Origin of the sequence: Leptolyngbya sp. NIES-2104 (genome assembly GCF_001485215.1) — a bacterium.
Lineage (GTDB): Bacteria > Cyanobacteriota > Cyanobacteriia > Leptolyngbyales > Leptolyngbyaceae > Leptolyngbya.
On record NZ_BBWW01000004.1, the window covers coordinates 1 to 24,294 of the forward strand.

The following is a 24,294-nucleotide window of genomic DNA, read 5'->3' on the forward strand; positions in this document are numbered from 1 at the left end:
TTTGTGAGAATCAGAATGCCAGTTTAAAACTAATCTCGCAAATCCATTCATTTCGTTCTCAGAACTCTTCTCAAAATCAACCTCTCTAATTGAGCTTGTCAAATTGAGTTTTGAGAAATAATCATGCTGTATGATTCATTCACTTACTCAATTGAGTAAGTGAATGAGTGAGTAAACAATCATTGCAGCATTTAACCATAGCCTCTACAATCTTCTCGTCTTTCACAGAAAATCATGTGGCTGCGATCGCATTTGTAAATCAGAAGGGCGGCTGCTCGAAGTCAACCTCTAGTACTCATCTTTGCTACTGGCTGAACAAGGCAGGGCACAAAGTTCTATTGGTAGATGCTGATGTGCAGAAATCTAGCTCTCGTTGGCTTGCTTCCTTAGAAACTGCATTTCCCTATGAAGTTCTATCGGCTCCGAATGAGTTGTTAGATCAGCTTCCTAAATTGGCAGAGCAGTATGACTACGTAATTATTGACGGACCTGCTGGATTGACCGAGGCGACGCGAGCGATTTTATTAAGAGTCGATTTAGCGATCGTGCCTTGTCAGCCGACTGGATTAGATCTTGATTCGGCGGGGGAAACAATTTATTTGATTCGGCAGGCTCAGTCGGTGCGGATGGGATTACCGAAAGCGGCGATGTTCATTGCGCGAGCAGTGAAGGGAACCAAGCTCAAAGACGAGGCGGTTCGACTTTTGGGAAAATCTGGGTTGCCAACGTTAAAGGCAGTGGTTCACCAGAGTCAGACGATCGCGGATGCTTTTGGGCAGGGAGTGACCGTTTTCTCTTCTAAGGGAAGAGCTTCAACCGCAGCAGCTAGGGAATACGACAAGTTATTTCGGGAAATTGTGGAGATGGTGTCATGACTGGAGGAAAGCGTAAAACGTTGGATGATGCGTTTGAGAAACGGTTTGTTTTTGGAGAGACTGTCCCAGAAGCCGCGAAACCAGAGTCAGAGACACCTACGGTTCCTCCGAAAGAATTGACTCAAGCAAAGAGTTCTGAGAAAGCAAGTCCTTGGGCAGATTTGGAAGCGCCGGAGCGTGAGGCAACGATTCGGTTAAATGTGGATATTCCGGTAGCGTTGAATGATCGACTTGCTGAAAAGGCGCGAAAGTTACGGAAACCTAAGACAGAACTGGTAAGGCGATTACTTGAGTGGGCGCTTGATGAATCAAATGAGTAATGATTTGAGTAAGTCATCGAGCGAGTAAAAAATTTATGACTGCTGAGGGCTTGCACGAATTCTAGAGAGCGCCTTCAAAGGCTCCCACATTCGCCAGTTTGCTTAAAATGTGGGAGCATTCTAAATCGGCAACCGACCTTTCGTTTACGGAACAGACTTTTGACTCCAGACGACCTGAAACAGCTAGAAGCCACTCTTTGGAAAAGCGCTGATGATTTGCGGGCAAACTCAGATTTGAAGTCGAGCGAGTACGCGACACCCGTGCTTGGATTGATTTTTCTCAAGTTTGCTGACAATAAGTATCGTCAGTATGCGGCTGAGATTCAGCAGGAGTACGAAAAGCTGAAAGGGGGACGACGAGAGAAATTGCTCTCAGAAATTGCGATCGAGAAGTGCGGATTCTATTTGCCGGATCATGCTCGATATGACTATCTTCTGACGCTGCCGGAAGAAGAGAACATTGCACAGGCGCTCAAGGTGGCGATGATGGCGATCGAGGAGCATAAGCCAGAACTGAAGGGGGTGTTGCCGCAGGATGAGTATTTTCGGCTGGTGCGGGGCAATGACAAAAGTATTCCGAATCGACTATTGAAGAATTTCTCGAACATTCCGGCTGATGCGACTGGGGATATGTTCGGGCAGATTTATCAGTATTTTCTAGCTGAGTTTGCACTGGCTGAGGGGCAAGGGGGCGGAGAGTTTTTCACGCCGGACACGGTGGTGCGGCTGATGGTCGAAATTGTTGAACCTCGGCGCGGTAAATTGCTTGATCCGGCTTGTGGGTCGGGCGGAATGTTTGTGCAGTCGCGGCGGTTTATTCAAGAACACGATCGGGAGGATGGATCTGATCCGAATGACTTTTTTGTGTATGGGCAGGAGAAAACGCTGGAGACGGTGAAGCTGGCGAAGATGAACATTGCTGTGAGTGGGTTGAAGGGCGATGTGCGGCAGGCGAATACTTATTATGAAGACCCATTTAATGGCTTTGGTGAGTTTGATTATGTGCTGGCGAATCCGCCGTTTAATGTGGATGATGTCAATCTGAGTCGGGTTGAGGCGGATCGGCGATTTAATAGTTACGGCATTCCGCGCAATAAGAGCAAGCCGACGAAGAAAGAGCAAGGCAATGAGACGGTGCCGAATGCGAACTATTTGTGGATTAATTTGTTTGCGACCTCGCTGAAACCGAAAGGACGGGCGGCGCTGGTCATGGCAAATTCGGCATCAGATGCGCGGCATTCGGAGGCGGACATTCGGGAGACGCTAATCAAACAGAATTTGATTTATGGAATGCTGACGCTGCCCTCGAATATGTTTTATACGGTGACACTTCCAGCAACGCTGTGGTTTTTTGACAAGGGTAAGTCGGACGATCGAATTCTATTCATTGATGCTCGGAATGTTTTTACTCAGATCGATCGCGCTCATCGAGAGTTTTCACCGGAGCAGGTGAGTAATTTGGCGGTGATCAGTCATTTGCATCGCGGAAAGCGGCATCGGTTCATTCATTTGGTCGATCGCTATTTTCAGCAGGGAATGGAGAAGCTGATCGAGAATCGGGTGCAGGTGGAGCCAGTCTCGCAACAGTTGATAGCAGTGCTGGAGGATGAGACGGATGATACGAAGGGGAAAGAAGCGGCGCTGGGATTTGTGGACTCTTGGAGAAGTCTGGATGCGCTGAAAACTCAGTATCAGAACTATCGCGATCGCTATCCTGCACCGCCCTCGAATCATGAGGATAGCCAAACGATCGAGGAGCGGAATTTGGCGCAGCATCAGCTTAGTGGGGCGTTTGAGCCGTTTTTTGTTGAGTTGCATTCGGGGCTGAAGCAGTTGGATAAGACGGTGCGATCGCATGAAGCAATGCTGGCAGAGAAGGCGAAGCAGGCGGGGACTCAGAAGCGGAGTTTAATTGATCGACAAATTAAAGCGCTGAAAACGACGCTAGAAGAACTTCATGCCGAGGTGAAATCGGCGGAGTCGTTTTTTGCTCATGTTGGCTGGCTTCAGGAGCGATTCCCGGAGGCGAAGTATGAGAATGTGACGGGGTTGTGTAAGTTGGCAACGCTGGAAGAGGTGGAGGAGCAGGACTATTCGCTGAATCCGGGGCGGTATGTGGGCGTAGTGATCGAGGAGGATGGCAAGACGGAAGAAGAGTTTATCACGGAAATTTTGGAGATGAATCAGGAGCTAGAAAAGCTGAATCGGGAGGCGCATCAGCTAGAGGGAATTATTGCTCATAATGTGAAACAGTTAGCAGGAGAGGATTCGTGATGAAGACGATCGAAGCCAGAGTTAGCGTTGACGAGGATCGCAAGGTGACGATTCAGTTGCCTGCTAGTATGCCAACTGGTGAATATGAGATTGTGTTGGTCTTAAATGACTGCTCTGCTCAAGATGCAAGGCAATCCTCAATTCAGGCGGCTCAAGATCTTTTGCGAAAGTATGTGCCTGCGGGACGCTCTCTTTCAGATGAATTGATTCAAGAACGCAGAGCGGAAGGGCTGAATGAGTGAAGTTGTGTTGGATGCTTCAGCCGTTTTAGCGCTGTTGAATCAAGAACCAGGTGGTGAGATAGTGGCTCAATTCATTGAGCAAGCCTCAATCAGTGCTGTCAATTTCTCGAAGGTAGTGACCAAACTTGCAGAAGCGGGAACGCCAGAGGAGGCGATCGCGCAAATTCTAGATAATCTAAGCCTCGAAATTATCTCCTTTGAGAAAACTCAGGCTGTTAGAGCCGGAATGTTAAGACCATTAACTCGATCGTTAGGGTTGTCTTTGGGAGATCGGGCTTGTTTGGCATTAGGTCTATATCTGAATCAGCCTATAATTACTACCGATCGCCAATGGGCTAGTCTCAATCTCGAAATTGAAATTCGAGTGATTCGATAATGTTAGGAAATAAGCTAAAAACCTGAATTGGAAAGCGCAATAGTTATAAAGAATCATTGATTTTAATATGGGTGCGATCGCGGAGAATTTATGAGCGAGTGGAGCGTAAAAACTATTGGGGAGCTTTGTGATCTTGGTAACGGTAAAGTTCAGACCGGACCTTTTGGCTCTCAACTTCACCAGTCAGATTATCAAGCGGAGGGCTACCCATTCGTAATGCCCAAAGACATTGTTAATGGAAAAATTGACGAGTCTTCTATTGCAAGAGTATCTATTAGCCACGTTGAGCGATTATCAAAACATAAATTATCACTAGGAGATATCATTTATGGACGAAGAGGCGACATTGGAAGACAGGCATTAGTAAGGCAAGAAAATATTGGTTGGCTGTGTGGAAGTGGATGTTTAAGAATTAGTTTAGGAGACGCGCCTATTGATTCTAGATTTCTTCACTTGTATCTAAAGCTGCCTGAAGTAATGGCATGGGTAGAGAATCAAGCAATCGGCGCAACTATGCCGAATCTCAACACCAAAATTTTAAGAAGTGTTCCAGTTCGCTATCCTGCAAATGTCAATCAGCAGCAGCAAATTGTAGCGATCGTTTCTGCCTATGATGATTCGATCGAGAATAACGATCGACGAATTGCCCTACTCGAAAAAATGGCAGAGGAAATCTACCGCGAATGGTTCGTCCGCCTGCGCTTTCCGGGGCATGAGCAGGTCACGTTTCACAAGGGCATTCCTGAAGGTTGGCAAATTAAGCAATTACAGGAAGTCGCTCAAGTTAACGCAAAAAGTATTACGAAAAGCAAGGAATTTAAGACAATAAATTATGTGGATATAGCATCAGTAACAACTAATCGAATTAACCATGTTGAAGAAATTGATTTCAACAGTGCGCCAGGAAGAGCAAGGCGTATTGTAAAGCATGGTGATGTAATTTGGTCTACAGTGCGACCAGCGAACAGAGCTTATTGCTTGATACTAAATCCACCAGATAATCTCATTGTCTCAACGGGATTCGCTGTTGTTAGTCCAAAGAAAAACATACCTTATTCTTTTCTGCATCAGGCAGTAACCAGTAACGCTTTTGTTGAGCGAATAGCGAATGTTGCAAAAGGCTCTGCTTATCCAGCAGCCAGTAGAGAGGATTTTGAGAAGGCAGAAATTATCATTCCTGTGAAAGAACTATTGGCAACTTTTCATGCTTTATGCGCTCCCATGCTCAAACAGAAAGATTTTTTAATCAGAAGAAATGAGAAATTGAAGCAAACTCGCGATCGTCTTCTCACCCGCCTAATCTCCGGCAAACTCTCCGTCGAAGACCTCGACATCCAATTTCCACCCAGCACGATCGACCTACAATGAAAGCGACATTCAACGCCTGAGCTAATGCCCGCAAAAGACCTTTATCACGATGCTGTGAGAAATGCCTTAATCAAGGATGGTTGGGCAATCACAGCCGATCCTTACATTATCAAATACGAAGACGCAGAACTCTACGCCGATTTAGCAGCCGAAAAGCCGATCGCCGCAGAACGTCAAGGGCAGAAAATCGTCGTTGAGATCAAAAGCTTTGTCGGCAAATCGATGATGTACGACTTTCACGGCGCATTGGGGCAATACATCGTTTATCGCGACCTTATCCAATTGACTGAGCCAGAATATATCCTTTATTTAGCGATCGATAATCTAGTTCATGAGGGATTCTTTCAAAGAAAATCAGTGCAAGCTGTCGCCCAGCAAAATCATCTGCTCCTAATCGTTGTAGACGTAGAAAAAGAGGAAATTCTGCAATGGATAAACTAACTCACTATCGCCGCATCATTCAAACAACATTGAATCGATACTACGAAATGACGATTGCTCAAACTCATTTATCAACCAGCGATGAAGTCAGCGATCGACTCGCTTTCGACTCTGACCGAGATCAATATCTCTGGTTCCGCTTCGGTTGGAACGATAAAAAGCAAGTACAGCACATCATCATGTATCTCTGCATCAAAAACGGCAAAATTTGGGTCGAAGAAGACGCAACCAATCTATGTGTAGTCGATGATTTACTAGCGGCGGGCATTTCACAGGCTGATATTGTCTTAGGCTTCCACCACCCTAGCAAGCGAACCCTAACAGAGTTTGCTCACGCCTAATCTGCTCGGTTAATTGTCCACAGCGCACGAGGAACTAGAGCAATGGATCGAGTAAACGAGTACCGCCAAATCATTCAGAACTATTTAGCAGATTTTATTGCCCAATACGATCCCAACGCCCAACTTATTTTCGATCAAGAGCGCGATCGCTATCTCGTCATGCACAACGAATGGCGCAATCACAACCGCATCTATGGCTGTGCCATCCAGTTAGATATCATCGACGGTCAAATTTGGATACAGCAAAATAACACCGAAATTTACGTCGATCGAGAACTGATCGCCGAAGGAGTCACCCCCCAAGACATTATTTTCGGCTTCCGCTCCCCCAGCATCCGAAAAATGATTGCCGCCGCCAACCGTCAATAGTGTTGATTGCTCCCGTTCTTGGTAAAACTAGAGACATCGGTTTAAGCCTGTGCGGAGGCGGTCACATTTCCCATGCCAAACTTTATTTCTGAAGATGACATCGAGCAAGCGATTCTACGAAAGCTCAATCAAACCTACGGGTTTCAGTTGCTCAACTGCTACACCGTCAATGCTGATGATCTCAACGATCGCTCCAACCGCACCGACAAACGCGATGTCATCTTCCACGATCGCCTCAAAGCCGCTGCTCTCCGCCTCAACCCAGCACTACCCGAAACCGCGATCGACAAAGCCTTGGCAATTCTAACTAATCAGCGCTCCACCCTTTCTACGATCGCAGCCAACCGCGAAATCGACGGACTGATCCGAAACGGCATTCAAATCGAATACGAAAACGCTCAAGGTAGAACCGAAAACGGTCAAGTCCGCATCATCGATTTCAACGACCCCAGACCCAACGGTAACAATGAATTTCTTGCCGTCTCCCAACTGTGGATCAAAGGAGATCGCACCTACCGCCGCCCCGATATCCTGCTCTACATCAACGGCTTGCCCCTCGTCTTCATCGAACTAAAAAACTCCAACATCAAGCTTCAATCCGCCTACGACGACAACCTCACCAACTACAAGCGCGACATCCCCCAACTCTTCCACACCAACGCTTTCTGTATCCTCTCCAACGCGATCGAAACCAAAATCGGCAGCTTCACCGCCGCCTGGGAATATTTTTTTCACTGGCTCCGCCCCGAAGATGAAAAAGAAAAGCTCGATCGCGACCAGCTTAAAGAATCCGGCACCAGTTTAGAACGTGCGATCGACGGACTTTGCGCCCTACCGAAACTCCTCGACTACCTCGAAAACTTCATTCTCTTCCACAAAGAAACCCAAAAAATCATTGCTCAAAACCACCAGTTCATTGGTGTAAATCGAGCAATCGAATCGTTCACAGATCGCAAAGCCAAAGAAGGAAAACTCGGCGTGTTCTGGCATACCCAGGGTTCCGGTAAAAGCTTTTCGATGATCTTCTACGCCCGTAAAATCTTCCGCAAACTCAAAGGCAACTTTACTTTTGTGGTCATCACTGATCGAGAAGACCTCGATCGACAAATCTATCGAAATTTCCTCAACACCGAAACCGTCAAGAAAGACGAAGCGGCGCAACCCAACAACAGTAAAGAGATGCGACAGTTCCTTTCTCAGAACAAGCGAATCGTCTTTACCCTGATTCAAAAATTCCGTTATGAGAAGGGCAAACCGTACCCGAAATTAAGCGATCGTGATGACATCATCGTGATTGTCGATGAAGCTCACCGTACCCAGTACAAATCTCTAGCAGAAAATATGCGGACAGGCTTGCCAAACGCGAACTATCTCGCTTTTACAGGCACTCCTCTACTCGGCAAAGATCGTAAGACGAACGCCTGGTTTGGGGATTACGTCAGCGAATACAACTTTTCTCAATCAATGGATGACGGCGCAACGGTGCCCCTGTTCTACCAAAAGCGCGTTCCAGAAGTGCTGATTCAGAACGAAGATTTGAGTGAGGAATTTTATCAAATCCTCGAAGAAGAGAACCTCGACGACGCACAGCAAGCAAGTTTAGAAAGAAAATTTGCCCGTGAAGTCGAAGTGATCAAACGCGACGATCGCTTAGATACGATCGCCAAAGACATCGTTTACCACTTCCCCCGCCGAGGCTACTTAGGTAAAGGGATGATTGTTTCCGTCGATAAATTCACCGCTGTGAAAATGTACGACAAGGTACAGCATCACTGGAAAGCAGAAATCAAGAACTTAGTCGGACGCATCAAACGATCATCAAACGACATTGAAAAAGCCCGCCTCAAAAAGATTCTGGACTTCATGCGAGAGACCGATATGGCAGTCGTGATCAGCCAGGAAAATAGCGAAGCCGAAACCGACAAGTTCGCCAAACAAGGACTCGACATCAAGCCACACCGCGATCGCCTCAATTCCGTCGATAAAGAGGGACACGACATCGAGTATCAGTTCAAAGATGCTGACCATCCGCTGCAATTAGTCTTCGTCTGTTCCATGTGGTTAACAGGCTTCGATGTCCCCAGCCTGTCTACGCTTTACCTCGACAAGCCGATGAAAGACCATACTCTGATGCAAACGATCGCTCGCGCCAACCGCGTCAGTTCTCATTCAATCAACCACGTCACCAAAGCAAACGGCGAAATCATTGATTACTACAACGTCTTTCGCAACATGAAACAGGCACTCGCGGCTTATGCGCTAGGCGGTGGTGAAAATCTAACCGATGACGATACTGATTCCCCGATTCAGAAGAAAGCAAACCTGTTTACCCTGCTCGATGATGCGATCGCCCAAGGACTGGCATTTTGCCAACAACACAACATCAATTTAGAAAGCATCCTGGCGATTCAAGACACGTTTAGAAATCTAGAGCAGTTCAATCAGTTTGCCGATACCCTCTTACAAAAAGACGAATGGCGCAAAGCTTTTGCGGTCTACGAAAACACCATCACCTCGCTCTACGAAGCCTGTAAGCCCGAAATCTTAAGCGAACCACGCCCGATCGTCTTCGTTTTCCAATACTTACGAGGCGTGATCGATAGCATTATCGGACGCGCCAACATCGACTCAGTGAGCCTCAAGATCGCAGAACTGCTCGATGAGAGCGTTGTTGCAGACAACCAAGGCTTAAAGCAGAAAGAGTACGGGGCAGAATATAAAATCGTTCAAGCAGGCAAAGTTTGGGACTTGAGCCAAATGAACTTTGACAAACTCAAAACAGAATTTCAAGCTGCACTCTACAAGAACATTGAAATTGCTGATTTGCGTAGCTTTCTCGAAGACAAGCTGAATCAGATGCTTCAACAGAACACGACCCGGACAGACTTCGCCCAACGATTGCAAGCCATCATTGATCGCTACAACGCGGGCGGCTCCTCGACTGAGAACTACTACGAGGCATTAGTCGATTTTGCCGAGAACCTCAAGCAAGAAACCGAGCGCCACGTTCGGGAAGGTTTAACCGAAGACGAGCTAGAACTGTTCGACCTGCTCAAAAAAGACAAAATGACCGCCGATGAAACTCAAAAAGTCAGACTAGCTGCAAAATCTCTTTTGAGCCGATTAATTGCAAATCAACCCAAAGTTTTAGTGCAGGACTGGTATAAAGACGATCAGAGTCAGCGCCGAGTGAAATCGACGGTTGAAGAAGTTTTAGACGATAATCTACCTGGCACTTACGATCGTCTTCTATTTAAGGAGAAGTGCGATCGTGTTTTTGATCTCATTTATAGCCAAGCAAGCAAAGGGCAAAAATGGGCAGTCTAACGTTACTCAGAAGCAATAATTGCAAAATCTTCATTCAGCTATCTTGTTACTTTTTCTTAAGTAATCTGAGTTTAGAATAAGGAATCGTGGAAACGCTTATAATGAGCCGAAAACGTTCGTTTGGAATGACTGATAAAACTATCCTTTTCCAAAATCGGACTTTTGAACCAGGCTGCAAATGTCTGAAAGCCAGCCAATCTGCTTCTTCTTATTCAGAACTCAGGTTAAGTAGGTAATTGAGTGACTACTTGAGTAAATACTCAAACTCCTCTGCAAGTTTTGTTTATTGAAACTGGGTCTCTCAGCAGCAGCGAGTAGTTGGGAAGTTAACACAAATGTCTACTGCTGTTTTGCCTCTAATTGAGATTTATCTTTTTCGAGTTTGCCGATAGCGCCATCTAGATAGTGCTGACTATATGATAATAAAACAAATCCACTGACTTTCCCTCTCTTATTTTCGACTTCTAACTGTAGTAGATGTCGAACAGCCTTAAGCCACTCTAATTCCTCAATTAGCTTTGGGCTAATGTTCGCAAATTTATACCGTTCGCATAACGACGCAAGAATACGCCTTTTGTCTTCAGCATCCATTTGTAGGAATGCAGTTATGAATGCAATTGGGTCTACATATTTCAGTATTGGAAGGTCATGATACTCCTGAATGAGAACATCCTCATGTTGATATCTACTGATGCTGATCATTCTAGAGAATTTCCAAAAATCACACTGCATAATTGTAAGCAAATCTTGACCAGCAGCAGGTAAGCCCTCCTCTTGTGCTAATTTTCGCGTTTCGTTGATATAAGAGGATAACTCTTGAAATTCCTCAAAGTCTTTTCCTTGAAAGCCAAGGCTACCATAACTATCATCAGTTATGGAATCAATTACTGAAGGAGCAGCAATAGCAAACTGCTTATTATCTTTTAGGTAGTCGATGTAACATTTAGCATCCTTAAGAACTTCGCCCTTACTTTTGCTGTAAAGCCCAGCATCAGAAAACATAAGAAAGAGTCCAAAGACATGCTTTACTACTCCAATCTCAAGGTACTTTCTATTAGAGAAGTCTAGTTCAACGCTTCTAATAATACTCTCAAAATCGTCATCAGAAAGGTCAGTAAAATTCCAAAGCTTGACCCAGTTTGGGGTATTTTCGTTTTGGAAGTATTTGCTGTTTAATATTGACTGATTTAACTCCTCAGTATCTAAGACACCCTTATCAAAAAATGTTTGCCACCATAAATCGCTTGGAAATGGGTCGCGCAAGTTGATCGAGGGATATCTGTTAAGTACCTCTTGAAGCGGGGTGTGCTCTTGTTTATCAACTTGGCTGACACCAAGAGATTGACTCGCAATTCGCCGACCCAGACTAGCTGAATACGCTTCTCGTAATTTGCCGATATTTTTCGGAAGCATCTTTCCACGCTTAATCTCTATTGAAAAAGCTATCAGTAGCTTCAATAGATCCTGTACTAACTCCATTTTCTCTTTTGCTTTTTCTGGCAAAGCATTAAAAATTCTTTCAAAATCTAAAACAATCTGCTTCAAGCTTCTTAGATTTTCGTATCTAGCTTGCTCGTAGAAAAATTTTATCAGATCAGTATTATCAGATAAAATTTTTCTGGCTCTTGAATTATCTATCATAGTAACAAAGCTCTCAAGCGCACCCTCAAAATCTAGGGACACACCAAAAGTTTTACCTATCAACTTCTCTTTGATAACCTGATATTTACTGTCTTCCGCTAGTTCACCTTCATTGACGACCTCATATCTACTATTTTTTACCAGTTCATCTTCGTTGGCGATAAGGAGCACTTTCAAGTCTTGATGTTCTACAAAGAAATTGATATACCCTAACAGATTAATCAGGTTAATCTTGCAGCGCTCCAAATCGTCGAAGATTAAGATGCTTTCATCGGCATCTCTAAGATATTCTGGCAGATTAATTTCTGGAATCTGGAGATTCAACGTTCCGTCATCTTTGTTGTCGTTATTAAGATCAATCTTTAATGCACCTTTTAGTAGACCCTTAAGAATTTTTCCTGTTATCGCCATTCCTTTTGAGGAGAGCATAGGATGTAACTGCTGAAAGAAAGCATTTTCTATCTCAGAGAAACTGGTCATTCCGTAAAGACTGATATACAGACATTTGCGATCGTTCTCTTTAAGTTTCTCTCGGTATTGATTGATAAACCATGTTTTTCCAGATCCCCACGGACCTTGTAGAAGAACTGCGAATCCAGGCGCATGGGATAAATTACAGTAATAGTCTAGATATGCTTCTATGTGCCCATTAATCGTTTGTTGCTCTTGACTCATTTCTGTTTCGATTCTGTTTCATGGCGCTAGGCGTAACTATAGCAAACGTCAGAAGCAGAATTTTTAGTCTGGGTCATTCGCGATTCGACCTTGACTGTGAATTCGGCGATAATGAGTTATCGAGCCTTGGTTACTGCCCATGACTGGTCAACTTCTCAACAGTGAAGAAATCGTCACTGAGCTAGACCTCAGCCATTTGACGATCGAGGACGATACGCCCGTGGACAATCTTCAATCTGAAAAGCAGCAACGGCTTCTCGTCGAGCCGCTCTACAGTTCTAAAGCGCTACCGTCACCGTTCCTAGCGGCTGCCAATGTTGGACTCTTTTACAAACTCAAGGGTGATCCAGTCGTACCCGACATGATGTTGAGCTTGAAGGTTCAGTGCGCGGACGACTTCTCTAAAAAACAGAATCGTTCTTATTTTGTCTGGGAATTTGGCAAACAACCAGAGGTTTGTGTTGAGATTGTCTCCAATGCGGAAGGTGATGAACTCATTCTGAGCCGAGAGTCCCAGCAAAAGGGGAAGACGACAATCAAGAAAAATCTGTACGCTGAAATCCGCATTCCTTACTATGTTGTATTCGACCCACTGAAACAAATTCAGGGTCAGGACGAAATGAACGGAGCGCTGCTGCGGGTTTGGTTGAATGTGGCAGGTCGCTACACCGAGTTGACTCCTCAAGCAGGAATCAATGAAGCTGGGCAATCGGTTTGGTTAGAGGAAGTGGGATTGGGACTCACGCTTTGGTCAGGGCAGTTTGAGGAAGAAGTCACGCGGCTGTGGTTGCGCTGGTGCGATCGCGAAGGACGAGTGATTCCAACCGGAGCAGAACGGGCAGATCGCCTCGCCGAACGCCTGCGGTCGATGGGAATTAACCCAGACGAAATTTGAGCTACATCTCAATCTGCAAGTCATTCTTCTGAATTCGATTATCAGTGGGGGTTGGCGTTTGCCGAGAAGATTCGATTTGTCGCTGGTTTGATCCCTGCACATCAGGAAGCAATTCTTGAGCAATTCTTCGTTCTACCTGATTGGCGGCAGCCAAGTTTTGGACTAACGACCGATCAAGTTCTTGCCCTGCTGTCCACTCCTTAGCGTTGAGCCAGTGATCGAGCGATTGAAATTCGAGGACATCTCGATCAGACAAGTAGCCCGATTTGCCTAACCCATCTATCAGCCAAGATTGAGTAATTTCATCGTAGCTAGCAGAACGATCAGTAGAAGTCATAAGCACTTCACCATTATGATTGGCAATCCAGAGTTCATCATCCTTGGAGCGATAGCCAATAGTGTACTGCCCAACATCTTGCACTACATAGCTTTCGAGATTCGCGACGTAGTGAACAAGTCCGATCTCTTCTTGATGCGTGAGCGCTCGTTCTGCGATCAGAAGAACTTCATTTGCCCGTCGCTGCTGCTGATCCCAATAGGTCTCGTCAGGAGAATCTTCGGTAAAAGTTGTTTGGGCAGCCATTTCTTGTACTCCAAGCCAGTAGCTGATTTCACCCCACGTCTGCTCGTCCTCAGTGGTAAAGGTTAGAACAGCATTTTCACGTTGGATACCGTATTCTCCAGTCGTATCGTCTCGACTCACAATGTAGATTGCGTCATCTACTGCAAATCGGTAACACTGCTCGGTACTTTCTTCGGAGGAGCGATAAGCAGAAGCACCTTGCTCCGCATAGAACTCAAATAAACGCTCGGCAGTAGAAAAGCTTGCCGTTATCGCTTGTGAAATTTCTGTCATCGCTGTGGTGATTTGAATACTACTAAGATCGATGTTCTGGGGCACTTTCTGTTGATCGAGCCAACGTTCTAACTCTCGGCACTCCAGAAGCTGTTCATCAGTAATAATGTCGCTCAAATCAGAATTATATTTCTGTTCATCCCAATGAACATTCAATTGTCTCTCTGCTGATTCAATCCAAAATGCTCGATTTTGAGAGTCATAAACAAGAGAGTGATTCTCGCCGTCATACCGCCAATCTCCAACCTCGTCAATCTTCACATCTCCCTTTGCTTGAGCAACTGCAAAGGTGCGTTCTAGAATCGAACGAATCTCCTCGGCTCGGCTAATCTGCTCTTGCTGAAATTGTCGATCGTCTGCTGTGTTCATAACTACCTCCTATTTGAGTCGCTCAATTTTAATTAGGGCATCATTGACGCGGGCGTTGATGTGATTCATTCCGATGGGACCGAACTTAATTAGAAGCCAAGTTAATAGGCTGGTCGCGATTGCAATTCTGCCCTCTTTAAAGAGAAAGCTCTTGATCGTTTTTTCGCTCTTCGGACTCTTGTTCTGATTTTTCTTCACTTGGCTCAGATCGGTCGAGAGGCTGTTGGATACTCGCAGTATCTGGATGAGAATTTGAGGAACTGTGAACGTCTCGCCCGTTTGAGTGGTGACCAACCAGGACTTGTTTAAGTTCTGCAAACTCTGATCGGAGTTGTTGCAATGTGTTGAGATCGACTCCAATTCCCGATGGTTCTCGCTGATCAAGACCGCAATCTCGCTCTGTCCCTGTTTGAGAGCAAGCAGTGTGCTGGGTAGAGGTTTCAGCAACATAATCAGCTCGTTCAGTTGTCCAGCCGTCGCTGGCGCTGCCGCTGCTTTCATAGCTTGAGAAACTGAATCTCTTGACACTGGATTTGGATTTCTTAAGGTTTGCGAACCGTTGGTAGAGGTGGAAGTTGGCTGATTCTTGGATTTGGGCTGCGGTTGGCTGGGGACTGACCCAGACGGCGGCTCCAGCAGAGTGGGCGGGCGTAGCGTCGATGGCGCTGCTTGTCGCTGCTGGCGTAGATCTTGAAACAAATTCATTGGGACTCTCTCCTTGGAGTAGTTCAAGTGGATTTTCTTTAGCTCTGGACTCTTGAGCGTTTTCGTCGAGATATCTGCGATCGCTGGCATAAATTTGAAGGTCGTACTTAGCGCGACTGACCGCAACGTAGAAACTTTCTCGGTTGAGCGATCGGTCTTTTGATGTAGAAACAAATACGCGATCAGCCGACTTACCTTGACTGCTGTAGGTTGTAGCAACGAGAGCGTGATCGAGATGTTGAGGCTCATTGAGATCGAAACGATCGATAGTGCCGTCTCGGTTTTGCACTTGAGCAATACAACCTGAAATGCTTGTAATGAGAAACTCCTGTCCGTTCCGTCGATTTTTGTCGTGGTCATTCTTCGACCATCGCAAGCGATCGCCTTCAGCAACCTCGATCGTCCGCTCTTCAAAAACGGCTTTCTTCTTAATTCGGTAAGGATCAACGCTGCGCCGAGTTCCATCGCTGCTCTCGAGCGTGAGCATCTCTGCGTCTTGGGCGACGATCGTGTAGAGGCTGCCCTTTCTCAGTCCCAGCCGTTGATAGTCATTGAGCGGCATCAACTTATCGCCAATCGAATAACTTCGTGCGAAGTTCATCTGTATTTGCGTCAAATCTCTCGGCTTGAGTTGGTTCACCGAAGCGGTTTTGCCCAAAGTTCCTTCAGCTTTTAGTTGCTCACGCAAGCTTTCTGTAAGTGCCTGTCGTTCTTCGTTCGTACCCGCCAACAATAAGGTGCGCTGACGTAGATCTGGTGATAGTCCGACATAATCCTGAGTAATGCGGGCAATTTTCTCAGAACGATCGGGAATAACCTGAATGCGCCCTGCTTGATCGAGCTGATCAATTCCCTGCTGAATTTGTCCCTCCGAAATCAAATCGACAGCTCGCTTTAAGTCAACGACTTTTTGCCTAAGCGATTCTTCTAAATGAACCGTCGGCATTTCATAACGCTGAAGTGATTTGAAGGGATTTCCTGCTTCCACCGCCGATAATTGACGGGTATCACCGATTAGGATCAGACGAGCATTTTCTACAGCAGCTTTTTCTAGGAGGCTTTCTGCATCTCTAGCAGAGAGAAGACCTGCCTCATCGATAATCCAGATTTGGGAAGATTCAGCTATTCTCTCAGAAGGCTCTGACTTGGAATTAAGAAGACTTGCAACAGTCCGGCTTTCAATCCCTGCTTCCTCACCCAGCACTTTAGCTGCCTCAGCGCTGGGAGCAAACCCTCGAATTTCAAAGCCGTATGACTGCGCGAACTCATTAATTGCTTTCACCGTATAAGACTTACCAACTCCTGCTTTGCCTTGAAACGCCATGATCTGGTCTGTTGTTGTAAGGGCTTGAACAGCGGCTTGATATTGCCCGGTCGTCAAAGACTTTCCAGCTAAAAATTGATCAACTTCTTCGAGAAGTGCGATCGCGCTGACTCGTCCTTGTCCCTGCCGCATTAACTCGATCGTGTGGTTTTCCCGATCGATCGCTGACTGCGTTGTGAACCGTTTACTAGCCTGGTTTTTCTTTGAATCAACCTCAATCAAGTTTGAGTTTGCGGCGATCGCTGCTTCGATTTCATCAAAGCCATATTTACCAATCTCTGATAGCACAAACTTCTCGATATCCTCCTGTCGAAAAGCAGATTCGCGTTCAGCACAGTGAGCAATACCACAGCAAACTGCTATTTTTGTTTCTGCTTCAGTAGCCACAGATTGAATAACAGCCGATTCTTTTGGTTGTACCGGAGTAATTCCGACAGCGATCGCTTCTTCCTGCCAACGGCGAACTAGCTCTTCGCGGGGAATCTCCTGCTTCTTCGCTCGATTGGAATGAGTAGCAATCCACTCCTTGTCTCTACTACTGGCATTAGGACCTGCTGCTTGCTTGATTTGTTGAGCGCGTTTACTAAACTGCTCCAGTTTTAGCAAGTCATAGCCTTTGAGTTCCCAGAACCCGTGAGTCTGGTCAGTGATTTCAATTTCATAGCCTAACGCTTGAACTTCTCGCGCCAGTTCATTTCGGTAGATTCGACCCATCAACATTTTGTTTGCAAAGATAGGTTCGTTTTCTAAGCTCTGCCACCGTCCGTCTGCTAATTCCTGCAAGTTGAGCGGAAGATTGTGAGTATGAAGGCTTGGATCTAGCAGTCGGCTGGCATCGTGGTCAAACTGTGCAATTAAAAGCTTTCCGGTCACGATCGCCATTCGCTCCCCAGATTTCCTTAATCGTGTTATGGCACAACGATTCTCCAGAACTTGCATGGTGCGATCGTTGGCGCGGCGGTGAGCTTCCTCTAATCGAGAGTCACCGAACACTAAAGCTTGCATCGACACGCTTTTTGGGGCGCTAGTCGTACAGTCGATCGCCCCACGCTCGACGGGGACAAACTGCCCAGTTGCTTTCGCATTTTCCTGTTGCTTGTGCAATCTACTTTTATCTACCAATATTTCGCCTGATGGGGCACAGCCATGTAGCAGACGATCAAAAACCTTCGGATCGATCGCTCCTTTCAAATCCAACGTTGCAGCAAGTTTTCCAAACCATCGCGATCGCTGCTGACTTTCGCCATTAGTGTAATAGCCCTCGCCAGCGTAATAACTTGTGCCCATTTCGGGGCTGACATTGCTCAGGCTCAGCATGGGTTTGAGATAGATTTGCGAGAGTGAATTGTTTGGGCAAGACGCTGATTAATGCGATCGATCATTGCCTGCCGCTCTAGCTTGTCTTTCTCCGAAGCTGCGTCTATCGCAATCAGCTCTAGAAGAAAGTGCATTGCATCTAGTTGGTTTTCCAAGTGCGCGATCGCAATCTGGAATTGGCGGAGGTCTTCCCACTCGCGTAATCGTGTTCGGATCACTTGAGGTACTGTTGTTCCAGCGTAACGGGCTGCCTCTTCGATTAGTCGAGCCTCCGCAGTCGGTAAGGAAACATGAAATGAGTTAGCCATAAGGTTTTTAGCAATTTAGTGTCGGGTTACTTGTCTGAATGGTCAACAGGTAGAAAGTTATGTAAATCGATAGAGCGGAAAGCTGATGCTGTAAGGGTTTGAGCGTGTCGGATGACAATGGCAGCATCATGTCGATCGTCTTTCTCTAGGCTCCCTGCCTGGGCGTTGGGTGTGAACTGCGTAGCCCCAGAGGGCGTAGCACCTATTTGCCAAATTACTAGGGCGATCTGTCAGAAAACTGTTGCCAGACCGCTGACAGATCCCTCTTCTATGCTGATTGTGTGCGGTGCCAAAACACGCCCTTTTACTCCCAGAACCTTTGCCTTGCAGCAAGACTCGTAATTGTGAGTGCCCAACGCCGCCAATGCACGCCAACCACACACAAGCCAACACCTATGAGCAATTATCAGATTTTCGTTGATTTAGGTTTATCAGGAACAAAGGCAGGATTTATCGATAGAAGCATCTGCCATAGCTATCTGTGTCCGCCCAAAGTGGCAGATTTGACACCTTCTGAACTGCAAATTCTTCGTGATCAAGGCGACCAATATGGAGGCGGTTTGGAGTCCGGTGCATATCTTCAGCTTGGCGAATCGGCTTACGCGCTCGCCTCGGACGCAGAAGGACGACCAAACAAAACGACTGCCATGCTACGAAAAAGTGCTTTAGCGAACCTACGGATTTTGGGAGCGATCGGAGAAATGGCATACCGCTTCAAAACGACTCATTTAGCGATCGACGTTGGCGTAGCGCTACCCTTTGATGAATATCTGTGTGACCAAGCCGCGCTGATAGAAATTCTTTCTAAAACTAAATCGTTCGTCTATCGAGGACAACAGATCACCTTAGAGATTCAGACGATGAAGGTGCTACCAGAAGGCGCAGGATTAGTTCAGTGGCGCAAAATGCAGGCTGCTCAGAACAATGAGCCAGCCGATCAAACCTATGTAGTTGTCATGATTGGATACAGAGACCTAACGTTTTTGCTGTTTCGAGAAGGCAAACCTCCAACTGGAGAGCCAAGCGGCTCAGTCAAGTTTGGTTATCTAGAATTCCTTCAGTCGATCGCGCGAGGAATGTGCAAGCCAGAAAATCCATTTCTCTACGATGCACTTCTACGAAACGCAGATACAGTCGCATTTCCAGATCAGCCTGGTAAAGTCTTCTCACTCAAAGAGCGACGACAAAAATCGGAAGATTTCTATTGGGAGCAGATTCGACATCATTTAAGCGACAAATTCGCAGCGCTCAATTTTCCTCGATATGAAGTGTTGATTGGAGGTGGAACTGCATTGACGTTGTTACGTCCGCATCTGGCAAACTACCTGGAAACGCTACCGGGAGCAACGGTGAATTGGTTGCCAGCGCTGACGCATGAAATTACCAGAGTTTTCAAAGATATTCAGTTAGAAGCAGACCAGATAAGGTTTGGGGACTGCTATGGTGGCGCAAAGTGGTTAGCGGTTCGGAGCGCTCATTCAGCTAAGAAAGCGGTGGGGAGAGTTTCATGAGCAAACGAGAACGAATTACTCTGCGATTAGATGCAGAAGTAGACTCGATCGAAGGCTATCTGATTAAGTATTTGAAGCATGATCCAGCGATCACCTCAAGAGAAGCAATTCTACGAGCACTAAAAGCGTTCTATTTGCTCTGGGCACTGGAAAATTGTTATGACAAAGATAACCTCAAATTTCTCGCAAAAACTCTGCTAGAAGAATTGCATTTTCGGATGCTTCAAATTCATCAGCGCTTTCTAGAAGATGAAGCACCAATTACTTTTTTGCCTTTGACAGCAAATTCGTCTGCTGGAAGTTCTGAATTGCCTCGTTCTCAACCAGCAAGTACATTATCTAGATCTTCAGGAACTTTTTCAGAGCTAATTCAACAACTCAACTGCGAAGAACTGGAGTTAGACGAATTTTAAACTCACACGCAAATAGGAAGAAAGTGCAGGATTTATACTGCTGCTTTAAAACAGATTTACTACTATAAGAAAATTCCCTCGCTTTGACCACTGTACAGATTTCTAGGGAGACAAGACGAATGGCAAACATACTCATCATTGAGGACGACGTTGCTATCGCTGATACGATCCGAGCCTGCGTCCAGAATGCGGGTCACACTTACCAAATTGCGAACTGTGGAGAGTCTGGACTGAAGTTATGCCAGCAAATGGAACCAAATTTAATCATTCTCGATCTTGGACTGCCCGACATTGATGGATTGAAAGTTTGTGAAAATATTCGACAAAATCAAACCCCATATAATCCATTCATTCTGATGCTTACTGCTCGTGTGGAAGACGACGACCTTGAAATTGGAGTATCGATGGGAGCCGACGATTATTTAAGAAAACCATTTAGTCCAAAAGAACTAAAATCGCGAATCTATGCGCTGTTGAGGCGTGATGTACGGCTTAGTGAAACAGCACTGTCACAAAAACTAATTTGTTCTGCTCGACTGCGTATTGATCAAGAAAGAGGTGAGGTATTTGTGCGATCATCCTTCTCCAATCCCTGGAAGAGGGTCACAAACCTGAGCGATCGACAAGTCAAGTTACTGGCACTCATGGCAAAACATCCTGGTCGAACTTGGGAATTCGAGACTTTGATTGCTCACTTCTGGAGAGATGCAGATGGCGATGACAAACGGCAAGCAATTCACTCTTGCGTCAGTAAGCTTCGTACAAGCCTACGCGAATCTGGAGGCATAGGCGAAAAACACCCATTCATCAAAAACGTTGCCAATGAAGGGTATAAATTCAGAGATGAAAAAATCTAGCTACCTTAACAAGCTGCGACGCAAGACTGATTTACAAGCTCAGCTTTTGATCTCTCATGTGCTAGCGATGGCTCTAGGTTTGCTACCAGGGCTTATCCTCGGTCGGCTTTACACAGACGGTATTTGGACTGCGGTGGAAGCTGTCATCGGTGTGCTACTGAGTGTGGCGCTAATGAGTCTCTCAACAGGAAGCCTGATTGTACAACCAGTGAAATCCTTAGAAAAAGCAATAGAAAGGTTCGATAGGGAGGGAAAAAGTTCAGAGATCGAAGCAGGACCAGTTCCCGAACTAAGGCGATTGGCATTAGCATTTGATTCGCTTACAGAGAGATTGGAATTAGCAGGGAACCGCCGTTATGAATTGATCGGTGCTTTAACACACGAAATTTATACGCCACTCACTGTGTTAACAGGCGATCTAGAGATGCTCCAGCAAAACGAGCGCGAACCAACCCCAGAACTTTACGACAAACTGCTTCAGCAGACAGCAAAATTGACTCGATTGACAAAGGATTTATCAACACTGTCAAAGGGAGAACTCGGTCAACTGTCAATCAATCGTCGATCGTTTTCTATGAGATCGCTGTTGCAAAACGTTCAAGAAGAACTCACGTTCAATCCACTTAAGTCATCCTGCCAAATTCGATTAGACTGTCCAGCGAACCTACCCAACGCATTTGCTGACCCAGATCGAGTAGGGCAAATTTTGACAAATTTGATTAGCAACGCAATTCGCTATGCGCCAGGAGGAACAATCAGCGTTCGAGCTTGGACAAACGCTAATTACTTATGGATTGCGGTTGCGGATGATGGAATTGGTATTGCACCAGATGAGATAAATCACGTATTTGATGCTTTTTGGCGATCAAATCGCGCTCGTCATCTTGCTCCTGAAGGTCGTGGAATCGGACTCTCGCTTGTTCAACAATTAGTTAGATTGCAGGGCGGACAAATTGACGTAGAGAGTGAACTTGGCAAAGGAAGTACGTTTCGCTTTTCTATTCCTTTGGCGTAGATTTGAAAAGGCTACACCCTAAATAAAGGATGTTTACTTACACCGATCGATGCGATAACTGGTTGGAGTTGTACGGAGTGAACACCGGAGCCTCACTTTCACCGTTTTTCCAGCATTGTTACCGCTCCAGCGCAACACGACGATCACAGATTGAGCAGAGGACTGAGAGATGTTCAAAATCTCAGCTTGAATTGAGCCTGCTTTAAATTGCTCCCAGTAGCGCTGAAACTTCCCACGCTCAATGCCCCAAGCTGGCGATAGAAAAGCATAAGCCGTATCAAAATCATGTTCATCCAAGGCTTCAAAATATCGACTCACAAAGTCCTCGATCGACGGTCGAGCAGTGGACGCAATTGAGGGTAGTGGAGCCGGAGAGGGAGACAATTCTGAAGTTTGATCGCGAGCAGATTCTTGATTGAAATGAATCAAGGCAGTACTGACTCCAATTAACGTAGCACAAAGTCCTGCTGTTACCAAAATCAAATGAGAAGAACGCATAATTACTGACCCTAGTAAACAGTAAAGAACAGTACTAACACAGCGATCACTAAAGCCGAATACAAACGCAACCTATTGATTATTTTTTAATATGAAAACAGTTTTCTATCGTTAGTCTTTGAGCTAGATTTCAAATTGGTTGATTGCATAAAAACTGATTTCTCAGATACATTTTATTAGCTGTCTTCTAGTGGTATGAGTAACAGTTGAATCAATAATTGTCAGAATGCTGAATTTTAATTAGCGTCTGCTACTCATCTACCCACTTACCCGCTTACCCGGTCTGCCCGCCTTATACCCACCCTGGGTAAAGTCACTTGAGCCACTTGGGTAAATGGGTAAGTGCTACAAGTCAGAATCAATTAAAGTTAGCAAATAGCGAATTTCAGGACGAGAAAAACCATGCTTACGGCTCTGCCATTTCTCGTAAACATTTGAGGCATCGGCAATACCTGTTTGATCGAGCCACTCTGCTAATTCAGCCGCAACTAACATGATTTCTTTTCGAGATAATTCAGGCTTTTTTGTATTTGCCTTTGCGTCAGATTGAGCCGATTGTTTTGTGTCTTCAGACGACTTTATTTCGGCTACTCGACAATCATTTTTCGGTTCACAATCAACAACAAATGTACGAGCATCGCGATCGTATCCCGAATGATTTGGCAGTTCGGGCATCGGATACCACCGCATTCCATCGCACCAAGCCCGTCGTACTGGAGAACGCCGCATCTCTGAAGTAATTGCACTGAGATCACGAGCAGAATCCGCAAACCACTTCGCCTGCAACACCGCTTCGATCTGCATCTCTTCGCCCAGCATCCCAATCATCAAAGGACGAAATCGAGATCGCGATGCCCCGTTCGTCTTCAAATCATCGTTGTGGGCAGATTGCCCCGCTTCCCAGCAGTACTTTTGCCGTGAATCTCCAGAAGAAACCAAGCTCTTTACGACATCCGCGTATCGCTTCGACTTCTCACGAATTAATGTGCCTTCATTGCAAATAAGTAAACAGCATTCAGGACGACCATTAAAGTCATCGAGAATCGCATCAATCCAAGCTGAGATCGTCGAGTCACTGGAAATTGCCAAATTCAATCGATAGAACGTGACCCGATCGAGTTCAGCATAGTAGCCCGTTTCTTTCGGGTCGTTCTTGCAGTCCATGACGATCACGGTGAACTTTGGGTAAATGGACAAGAACGATCGCAGCGCGTTCGAGAGCAGGATATCTTTACCACCACCGGACACAGAAATAATTAGTGATGTTCGTAAACGATCCCCAACGAGGTAATTGATCGGACTGAAAGATGGTAATGGATTGGTCATTTCATTTGATGGAGTTGAATTTTGGGGAATTGCATCAGGTGCTTGCACTGCGATCGCTGGAACATCCACAGTGTTTTGCTCTGAATCGTTCGCTATCGCAGGTTCTGCACGTTGCTCAGATTGATTCTGTAAGTTTGTCGCGTAAGCTTTTTTGACTTCAGCGAACGTCGATGGCGTTAACCGCCCCTCGACCATTTCCACGAGTTCGATCGCGGCTCCAGTTAATCGCATTCCGTCGATATGCGCCGCAACGCATTGATCTACGATGAACTTTCGTCCTGTGAACCGGATAAGTTGGGCAATCTCTCGATGATTCAGCAAATGGCAGAAGTTGCCAGTCCGTGCGATGTACTCGGCTTGCTGACCATTTTTAGTAGCGCTTTTAATTGCATTGACAAGAATTGGAAGTGCGATCGCGCCTGCTGCTGGCAATCCACAGGGAATGACTAATGCGCCAAAAATGCCAACTGCTAAGAGAAATCGCCCAGTGGGTGCGTTGTTCACTCGCGAAGCTGCAAGCTCTTCAAAGTCGTCAATCTTATCTTCAATTTCGTCTGCGCTGAAGCGTCCTTCAGTCTCACCATATCGGCTTAGCATTGATGTACCCTCTCATCTTGAGGGCGCAGCCGCGCCCGTACATAGCATCACAGT

Annotated in this window: 21 protein-coding genes; 15 read left to right on the forward strand and 6 right to left on the reverse strand. The window is 45.9% G+C overall.

All coding sequences use genetic code 11. The annotated features are described in order from the left end of the window. Positions 1-167: 167 nt before the first annotated feature. The 10 genes from NIES2104_RS30075 to NIES2104_RS30120 all read left to right on the forward strand — a co-directional run bounded on the left by NIES2104_RS30075 (position 168) and on the right by NIES2104_RS30120 (position 9,933). A complete protein-coding gene (locus NIES2104_RS30075) occupies positions 168-875 on the forward strand; it encodes an AAA family ATPase (protein WP_263971089.1) in 708 nt (235 codons plus the stop codon). Further along, complete coding sequence (locus NIES2104_RS30080) at positions 872-1,195, forward strand: hypothetical protein (RefSeq protein ID WP_059002669.1); 324 nt, start codon at positions 872-874, stop codon at positions 1,193-1,195. The genes NIES2104_RS30075 and NIES2104_RS30080 overlap by 4 nt, the downstream gene beginning before the upstream one ends. Before the next feature lie 159 nt (positions 1,196-1,354). Then, entirely contained in the window at positions 1,355-3,469 is a 2,115-nt protein-coding gene (locus NIES2104_RS30085) for a class I SAM-dependent DNA methyltransferase (protein WP_059002670.1), read from the forward strand. After that, entirely contained in the window at positions 3,466-3,711 is a 246-nt protein-coding gene (locus tag NIES2104_RS30090) for a hypothetical protein (protein ID WP_202815257.1), read from the forward strand. The genes NIES2104_RS30085 and NIES2104_RS30090 overlap by 4 nt, the downstream gene beginning before the upstream one ends. Next, complete coding sequence (locus NIES2104_RS30095; RefSeq protein ID WP_059002672.1) at positions 3,704-4,087, forward strand: type II toxin-antitoxin system VapC family toxin; 384 nt, start codon at positions 3,704-3,706, stop codon at positions 4,085-4,087. Before NIES2104_RS30090 ends, NIES2104_RS30095 begins: the two co-directional genes overlap by 8 nt. Positions 4,088-4,177: 90 nt before the next feature. Next, on the forward strand, positions 4,178-5,455 hold the full coding sequence (locus NIES2104_RS30100) for a restriction endonuclease subunit S (RefSeq protein ID WP_059002673.1): 1,278 nt from the start codon (positions 4,178-4,180) through the stop codon (positions 5,453-5,455). A gap of 24 nt (positions 5,456-5,479) precedes the next feature. Continuing rightward, entirely contained in the window at positions 5,480-5,896 is a 417-nt protein-coding gene (locus NIES2104_RS30105) for a XisH family protein (RefSeq protein ID WP_059002674.1), read from the forward strand. Further along, the gene (locus NIES2104_RS30110; protein ID WP_059002675.1) at positions 5,884-6,237 is read left to right on the forward strand and encodes a XisI protein; all 354 of its coding nucleotides are present in this window, start codon (positions 5,884-5,886) and stop codon (positions 6,235-6,237) included. Before NIES2104_RS30105 ends, NIES2104_RS30110 begins: the two co-directional genes overlap by 13 nt. A gap of 42 nt (positions 6,238-6,279) precedes the next feature. Then, entirely contained in the window at positions 6,280-6,606 is a 327-nt protein-coding gene (locus NIES2104_RS30115) for a XisI protein (protein WP_059002676.1), read from the forward strand. Between the two features lie 72 nt (positions 6,607-6,678). Then, positions 6,679-9,933 carry a type I restriction endonuclease subunit R gene (locus NIES2104_RS30120; protein ID WP_059002677.1) on the forward strand — a complete coding sequence of 1,085 codons (3,255 nt, stop codon included), beginning with the start codon at positions 6,679-6,681 and terminating at the stop codon, positions 9,931-9,933. Positions 9,934-10,272: 339 nt separating this feature from the next. Here NIES2104_RS30120 and NIES2104_RS30125 read toward each other — a convergent pair whose 3' ends face one another. Continuing rightward, the gene (locus NIES2104_RS30125) at positions 10,273-12,249 is read right to left on the reverse strand and encodes a P-loop NTPase fold protein (RefSeq protein ID WP_059002678.1); all 1,977 of its coding nucleotides are present in this window, start codon (positions 12,247-12,249) and stop codon (positions 10,273-10,275) included. Positions 12,250-12,388: 139 nt separating this feature from the next. Here NIES2104_RS30125 and NIES2104_RS30130 point away from each other — a divergent pair, with 139 nt between their 5' ends. Further along, entirely contained in the window at positions 12,389-13,144 is a 756-nt protein-coding gene (locus NIES2104_RS30130; RefSeq protein ID WP_059002679.1) for a Uma2 family endonuclease, read from the forward strand. 1 nt (position 13,145) lies between these two features. Here NIES2104_RS30130 and NIES2104_RS30135 read toward each other — a convergent pair whose 3' ends face one another. The 3 genes from NIES2104_RS30135 to NIES2104_RS30145 all read right to left on the reverse strand — a co-directional run bounded on the left by NIES2104_RS30135 (position 13,146) and on the right by NIES2104_RS30145 (position 18,023). After that, complete coding sequence (locus tag NIES2104_RS30135; protein WP_059002680.1) at positions 13,146-14,369, reverse strand: hypothetical protein; 1,224 nt, start codon at positions 14,367-14,369, stop codon at positions 13,146-13,148. Positions 14,370-14,505: 136 nt separating this feature from the next. Then, complete coding sequence (mobF, locus tag NIES2104_RS30140) at positions 14,506-17,715, reverse strand: MobF family relaxase (RefSeq protein ID WP_059002681.1); 3,210 nt, start codon at positions 17,713-17,715, stop codon at positions 14,506-14,508. After that, entirely contained in the window at positions 17,709-18,023 is a 315-nt protein-coding gene (locus tag NIES2104_RS30145; RefSeq protein WP_059002682.1) for a hypothetical protein, read from the reverse strand. The genes mobF and NIES2104_RS30145 overlap by 7 nt, the downstream gene beginning before the upstream one ends. A 395-nt stretch (positions 18,024-18,418) precedes the next feature. On the opposite strand from NIES2104_RS30145, the gene NIES2104_RS30150 reads away from it, so the two are divergent. From NIES2104_RS30150 to NIES2104_RS30165, 4 genes are all read left to right on the forward strand, one after another. After that, positions 18,419-19,534 carry a ParM/StbA family protein gene (locus NIES2104_RS30150; RefSeq protein ID WP_059002683.1) on the forward strand — a complete coding sequence of 372 codons (1,116 nt, stop codon included), beginning with the start codon at positions 18,419-18,421 and terminating at the stop codon, positions 19,532-19,534. Next, positions 19,531-19,947: a hypothetical protein gene (locus tag NIES2104_RS30155; protein ID WP_059002684.1), complete on the forward strand. Its 417-nt coding sequence runs from the start codon at positions 19,531-19,533 to the stop codon at positions 19,945-19,947. The genes NIES2104_RS30150 and NIES2104_RS30155 overlap by 4 nt, the downstream gene beginning before the upstream one ends. 119 nt (positions 19,948-20,066) lie before the next feature. Beyond that, positions 20,067-20,804, forward strand: a complete 738-nt coding sequence (locus NIES2104_RS30160) for a response regulator transcription factor (RefSeq protein ID WP_072218294.1) — start codon at positions 20,067-20,069, stop codon at positions 20,802-20,804. A 172-nt stretch (positions 20,805-20,976) separates the two neighbouring features. After that, the gene (locus NIES2104_RS30165) at positions 20,977-21,819 is read left to right on the forward strand and encodes a cell wall metabolism sensor histidine kinase WalK (protein WP_225895360.1); all 843 of its coding nucleotides are present in this window, start codon (positions 20,977-20,979) and stop codon (positions 21,817-21,819) included. Positions 21,820-21,852: 33 nt separating this feature from the next. Here NIES2104_RS30165 and NIES2104_RS30170 read toward each other — a convergent pair whose 3' ends face one another. Together NIES2104_RS30170 and NIES2104_RS30175 are read right to left on the reverse strand one after the other, a co-directional pair. Next, positions 21,853-22,317 (reverse strand): nuclear transport factor 2 family protein, encoded by a 465-nt coding sequence (locus NIES2104_RS30170; protein ID WP_059002687.1) that lies wholly within the window; start codon positions 22,315-22,317, stop codon positions 21,853-21,855. Between the two features lie 345 nt (positions 22,318-22,662). After that, on the reverse strand, positions 22,663-24,240 hold the full coding sequence (locus NIES2104_RS30175; protein ID WP_059002688.1) for a hypothetical protein: 1,578 nt from the start codon (positions 24,238-24,240) through the stop codon (positions 22,663-22,665). Positions 24,241-24,294: the final 54 nt, after the last annotated feature.